Source organism: Streptomyces sp. NPDC059224, assembly GCF_042754285.1.
GTDB lineage: Bacteria > Actinomycetota > Actinomycetes > Streptomycetales > Streptomycetaceae > Streptomyces.
This window is the reverse complement of sequence record NZ_JBHZAN010000122.1, coordinates 1-1,049: the sequence shown is the minus strand read 5'-3', so window position 1 is coordinate 1,049 and position 1,049 is coordinate 1. Positions and strand designations below refer to the sequence as shown.

Below are 1,049 nucleotides of genomic sequence, written 5' to 3'. Positions count from 1 at the left end.
GCCGCCAGGTAGTTGGCGGCACGCCAGTGCGCGTCCAGGGTGCGCAGCTCGTCGTCGGACAGTACGGCGGCGTCCTGGTGCTCGGCATTGGACATGGATGACACTCCGGAAGTCGTCGTTGCGTAAGCCGCCAAGGGACCCTGGCGGAGGAGGAGTTCAGCGGGTGGCCGAAGCAGCACGGTCGGCGCGAAGGCGGCAGGGCAGCCCGGTCATGGCGCTCAGGCCTGTTCGGGTACGACGGCCACCGGGCAGGCGGAGTGGTGCAGCACCGCGTGTGCGACGCGCCCCAGTTGGAGTCCGAGGTGTTCCGGGTTGCGCCGGGCACCCACCACCAGCAGGTCGGCCTCGTCGGAGGCGGCCAGGAGCACTCGGCGGGCCGGGCTCTCGACCGTACGCGAACGCACCTTCACATCGGCGGGTGCGGCCTTCAAGGCGTCCGCCAGGACCTCGGCGGCATGCTGTTCGTGCAGCCGCGCGGGTTCACCGGCGAGCAGGGGGTGGTCGGTGGTCTCGTAGGCGGGGCACCGCCAGGCCCGTACGGCCTCCAGGGTCGCGCCGCGCAGCCTCGCCTCCTGGACGGCGAAGCGCAGGGCGGCTGAATCCGTCCCGTGCTCACCGACGCCCAGGACGACGCGGCCGCGGTCTTCTGCGCGGACCTGGTTGTCGTGACTGCCGCGCAGCACGATCACCGGGCAGGCCGCCTGGGCGGCGACGGCCAGGCTGACCGAGCCGAGCAGCATCTCGACGAAACCACCGCGCCCACGGGTGCCGAGCACCAGCGCGGAGGCGGTGCGGCTCTCGTGCACCAGCGCGTACTCGGGTTCCTCGGGCAACACCTCGGTGGAGATCTTGACACCGGTCTGGCGCAGGTGCGCCCGCCGTGCGGCGGTCCGGACGATGTCCTCGGCCATGACCTGCTCCGACGGCTTGCCCAGGTCCTTGGCCAGTGAGGAACCCTCGTACCGCTCCCAGAGAGAGGCGTACACGAGCCGGAGCGGTGCCCCGCGCAGGGCGGCCTCGTCGGCCGCCCAGTCGACGGCCCGCAGACT

General features: G+C 72.3%; 1 protein-coding gene. It reads right to left on the bottom strand.

Annotated elements, in window-relative coordinates; translation table 11 throughout:
* Nucleotides 1-218: 218 nt before the first annotated feature.
* Nucleotides 219-1,049: universal stress protein (locus tag ACFXI4_RS44775; protein ID WP_385003481.1), on the bottom strand; the 831-nt coding region annotated here is incomplete at its 5' end.